This is a genomic window from Mesorhizobium sp. M6A.T.Ce.TU.002.03.1.1 (assembly GCF_003997275.1).
Classification (GTDB): Bacteria; Pseudomonadota; Alphaproteobacteria; order Rhizobiales; family Rhizobiaceae; genus Mesorhizobium; species Mesorhizobium mediterraneum.
In genome coordinates this window covers 1-4,576 of sequence record NZ_RZTI01000228.1, presented here as the reverse complement: position 1 = coordinate 4,576, position 4,576 = coordinate 1, and the positions used below count along the sequence as shown (strand labels likewise).

4 protein-coding genes are annotated in these 4,576 nt (G+C 59.1%); 2 read left to right on the top strand and 2 right to left on the bottom strand.

All coding sequences use genetic code 11. The annotated features are described in order from the left end of the window. Positions 1-345 precede the first annotated feature (345 nt). A complete protein-coding gene (locus EOC93_RS32625) occupies positions 346-888 on the bottom strand; it encodes a dihydrofolate reductase family protein (RefSeq protein WP_095485649.1) in 543 nt (180 codons plus the stop codon). Positions 889-1,102: 214 nt separating this feature from the next. On the opposite strand from EOC93_RS32625, the gene EOC93_RS32620 reads away from it, so the two are divergent. Next, a complete protein-coding gene (locus tag EOC93_RS32620) occupies positions 1,103-1,996 on the top strand; it encodes an HNH endonuclease (RefSeq protein WP_127206662.1) in 894 nt (297 codons plus the stop codon). A 156-nt stretch (positions 1,997-2,152) separates the two neighbouring features. Here EOC93_RS32620 and EOC93_RS32615 read toward each other — a convergent pair whose 3' ends face one another. Then, positions 2,153-3,883 carry an adenylate/guanylate cyclase domain-containing protein gene (locus tag EOC93_RS32615; protein WP_127206663.1) on the bottom strand — a complete coding sequence of 577 codons (1,731 nt, stop codon included), beginning with the start codon at positions 3,881-3,883 and terminating at the stop codon, positions 2,153-2,155. A 443-nt stretch (positions 3,884-4,326) separates the two neighbouring features. On the opposite strand from EOC93_RS32615, the gene EOC93_RS32610 reads away from it, so the two are divergent. Further along, positions 4,327-4,576 (top strand): LacI family DNA-binding transcriptional regulator (locus EOC93_RS32610; protein ID WP_164759377.1); only part of this gene is annotated, 250 nt, incomplete at its 3' end.

The following is a 4,576-nucleotide window of genomic DNA, read 5'->3' as shown; positions in this document are numbered from 1 at the left end:
CTGTAAGGTTGGAGCGAGGCGCTGATGGCCGAAACGCTTCTCCCCCCTTGAGGGGGAGATGGCCGGCAGGCCAGAGGGGGCCGTCTCGCGTAATGCGCCAACCTCCACTGTCGCAAGAGAGGGAGGCCGCGCCCGGTCGAACCGACCCCTCATCCGGCCGCTTCGCGGCCACCTTCTCCCCGGCGGGGAGAAGAGAGAAGCGTCAGCGCTGGCTCCTCTCCCCTTGGGGAGAGGTCGGATAGTCCCGAATTGCCTTTCGCAATTCGGTTGGCAATCCGGGTGAGGGGGTACTTACCCATATGCGATAGCCCTGCTTGTGGGGGAGATTGGCTGTCATTGGCGCCATCACGACTTCGCCGTCACAGGCGCATACTCAAGCGCCACCACGCCGTTGCTGAATGGCGTGGCCGAAATCAGCGCGAGCGGCACTTGTTCGCCGGGCGGGAACAGCTTCTTGCCATGGCCGACGGCACCGGGGTAGCTGAGCAGCCTGACGCGATCGACCAGGCCATGGCGCAGCAATTCCTGCGCGACGCTGAGGCTGCCATGCACATAGATGTTGCCGCCGCTGCCTTGCTTCAGTTCCCTGACCGCTTCCGGCAGTGCGCCCGTCAGCAGCTCGGCCGGTTTCCAGTCGAGCGTCTTCAGGCTTGTCGACGCGACATATTTCGGCAGCGCGTTGAAGCGGTCGGCGAAGTCTCCGGTTTCATTGGGCCATGAGCCGGCAAAAATCTCATAGGTCGTGCGGCCCAGAAGCATGGCGCCGCTGTCGGCAAGCTCGTCCTCTTTGAATTTTTGCATTTCATCGTTCCAGGTCACGCCAGGCAATTTCTCGACCTCGGCGATGCCATCGACGCTGATGAATTCGGTGACGATAAGTTTTCTCATGGCGCTCTCCTTCTTCTGTCGGAGGACGGACGACGCGGGCCTTTTGCGACAGCTTGGTGAAAATAGCGCGGTCGCTTGTTAGCGGCTTTCCCTATTCGCCTCCAAAGGACCGATACCATGGGGAAAAGCTTCTCCGACCTGGACTAAGTTCCCAAGATCGGATTGGTGTTACATCTGAGGTAGATATTCCCAAAGAACGCATTGCAGGAAGATCATGGGATTCGGGGTCTTCATTCACCGCTCAGATTCGAGATACAACGACCGCCCCGCAGAGCAATATCAGTTTCCTCGCCCGTATCTGAGTCGCGCCGAAGCATGCGTCGGCGGCTGGATCATTTACTACGAGCCTAGCAAGGTAAACGATACCCGTGGCTATTACGCCGTAGCCAAAGTCCAACAGATCATTTCCGATCCTGTGACGCCTGATATGTACCTCGCTCTGATTGAGCCCGGCACCTATCTCGACTTCGTCAATCCTGTTCAATTTAACGGACCTAATGGTCTCGTTGAACGAGGCTTATTCAACGACCAAGGACGGATTTCCGGTCGCGCCCAAGCGGCCGTCCGCTCAATCAGTCCAGCCGATTTCAACCGCATCATCGATCTGGGCCTGGACACGAATGAGTTGTTGCTGCCGCGCGTTGATGAGGCCGGCACCGGCTTTCAGGATGAACAGGCGCCATTCGAGTTCGAGCAGAGCCGTGACCGCGTGAGCTATATCGGATCGCGAATTGTGCGGGACCGCATTTTCCGTCGCATCGTCCTGCGCGCCTATGATGAGCGCTGCGCGATCACGGGACTGAAGTTGATAAATGGCGGCGGCCGAGCAGAGGTTTCTGCCGCGCATATTCGACCGGTCGAAGCGAACGGTCCCGACGTCATCAACAATGGGATCGCGCTGTCCGGCACTGCACATTGGATGCTCGATCGCGGGTTGATCAGCCTATCCGATGACTTGGAAATCCTGATCTCGCGACAGGTCAACGACCTCGACAGCGTGCAAGCGTTCATAAACAAGACTCGCCGCGCACTTCCGCCGGGCCGACAGTTTGAACGCCCGCATCCTCATTTTTTGCAGTGGCACCGCGACCACTGTTTTAAGCAGTGAGGCGCCGCCGGCGTGGGAGCGTGTTGGTAGGTGGGTGGAACGGCCGCCTCTGACCCTGCGCCGCCCGTCGTTCGGTCATGCCACAAGGTCCGAATCGGTGGGGGGCGGTCTTTTTTGCCTGTCCCCGATTGGATCTGGTTCGTAGTCACGGGCTGGCTAAAGGTGGGCAGTACCGGCTTTCAGCAGTCCTTCGCGGACGTGCTGCGCATCAGCCTCCTGCGCATAGTGCAGGGTGGCGATAAATGAATCGAGATCGAATTGGGGGTCGAGCGTTCTGATCTTGCCTAGATGCGCCGCGGCCGCGATTTCGTCGCCGAGCCAGCCGTAGCAGGCAGCGGCGAAAGCGTGCTGAACCGAGTCCATGGTCGACAGATGCATGAAAGCTTCGATCGCCTCGCCATATTGGCGCGCGGCGAAATGCGCCTTTCCCAGATGGCTCCAGAACCTCTCGGGGTGGTGCGGGTTCAACTGCATTGCCTTGCGGATCCATTCAATTCCCTCTTCCGGCCTCCCCAGCCACGTCAATAACTCGCCTTGCTGCACCACCACGAGGTCGTAATTGGGATTGAGGGCGAGGGCGCGCTCTTGATGGTAGCGCGCTGTGGTCAGCTCATTGTTGTTCACGTTCACTGCGGCGAGGATGCGGTGGACATCGGCATCGTTGTCGTCCAGTGCCAGCGCCCTGTCCAGCGCTGCCATGATCTCGCTCCAGACGGCATCCCTGTCTTCGCACCAGTTATGGACCCAGGCCTGGCCAAGAATGCAGGCCCGCCAGGCATGGGCATGGGCATAATCGGGGTCGAGCGCAACGGCTCTGCCTATCAAGGTTTGCGCGCGTTCATTATCCGCAATCGTGCTTCGGTGATGCAGCACCTTGGCAGCAAGCACACATTCATACGCGGCCATGTTTGCAGGTTTCGCCCGCGCGAGCTGGTCCCGCTGAGCCGCCTCGACACGACCGGGCAGCGTGGCTGCGATCGCCGCGGTGACCTCATCCTGAATCGCGAATATGTCGTCCAGCTTCCGGTCATATTTGTCTGCCCAGATATGAGCGTCATTCGCCGTGTCGATCAGCTGAACCGTCACGCGCACCCTGTTGCCGATCTTGCGGACGCTTCCCTCCACCAGGTATTGGACGTCGAGTTTCTCGGCCACCTCGCGCACATTCACGGCGCGGTTCTTGTAGACGAAGCTGGAATTGCGCGAGATGACGAACAGCTCATGGTGGCGGGACAGTTCAGTGATGATGTCCTCGGTCAGACCGTCCGCGAAAAATTCCTGCTCGGGGTCGCCGCTCATGTTGTCGAATGGCAGCACCACTATCGAAGGTTTCGAAATGGATCGCTTGGCCTCGACTTCCGGCAGGACAGCACTGTCAAACCCGATGCGATAGAGGCGGACCGGGCGGCTGATGTTCTTTAACGTCTTCTCGCCCAGGTCCTCCATGGCAATTTCGAGACGGTCGGCAATTTGGGTCGCTACCGCTGCGGTCACGCAGATACCGCCGACGTCGGCGAGTTGCTCGATGCGCGAGGCAATATTGACGCCGTCGCCGAAAATGTCGTCATCGTCGAAAATGATGTCGCCGAGATTTATGCCGATCCTGAATTCGATACGCCGTTCTTGCGGCACATCCGAATTGCGCCGTTTCATGCGCTGTTGGATTTCCACGGCGCATTTCACGGCATCGGTCACGCTCTGGAACTCAACGAGCATGCCGTCTCCGGTGGTCTTGATGATCCGGCCCTTGTTCTTCGCGATGGCGGGATCGACCAGTTCTATGCGATGGGTCCGAAGGCGTGCGAGCGTGCCGGATTCGTCGGCCTCCATTAGCCGACTGTAGCCCGCCATATCGGCAGCCAGAATTGCGGCTAGTCTCTGTTCCATCGCTTGAACCAAAAACCAAGCCTATCCTTCCTGGGCTGCCAAATCCAGCAATTTGGGCTGGTGGCTGAATCAAGAAGTCTTTTATAGCAGCAGCTAGAAAGGGAGCGGAACCTTCCGCCAGATGGCTGCGAACTCGATCGCATTAATGGCGGGAGGGATCCGCGCGGCGTCAGACCGGAAACGTCCGATATGAACACGGACCATAATGGCTCGCTGACGTCCGCAAATGGCGCAAAGCGGTCGTAGATCACGGCACCTAGCAAGAAATCTTAGACACGCTCAAAACCAAATCTATCCCTCTTGCCATCCCCGCATCCTTTTCCTAATCTCCCTCTGAAAAAACCTTTTCCCAAATCGCGCCGCATCCGCTGACCCACCAATCAGCACCCTGCAGGACGATAAGAGAAAACCTTTTTCCAACTAAGGGATTCGCCGCGCACATCATGGTTTCCGACGCCCAGCCAGTCTTCACCAAGCAGCCAGTCACCCTGCGTGAAGTCGCCTCCCTTGCCGGCGTCAGCGTCGCCACGGCCTCAAAAGCGCTCAACGGGCAGGGGCGGATGACGGCCGAGACGCGCGAGCGTATTCGCGAGACGGCGCAGCGGCTGGGCTTTCGCCCGAACAGCCTGGCGCAGAGCCTGTTGCGCCGGCGCTCCTTCACCGTCGGGCTTTTGACCAACGACACCTATGGCC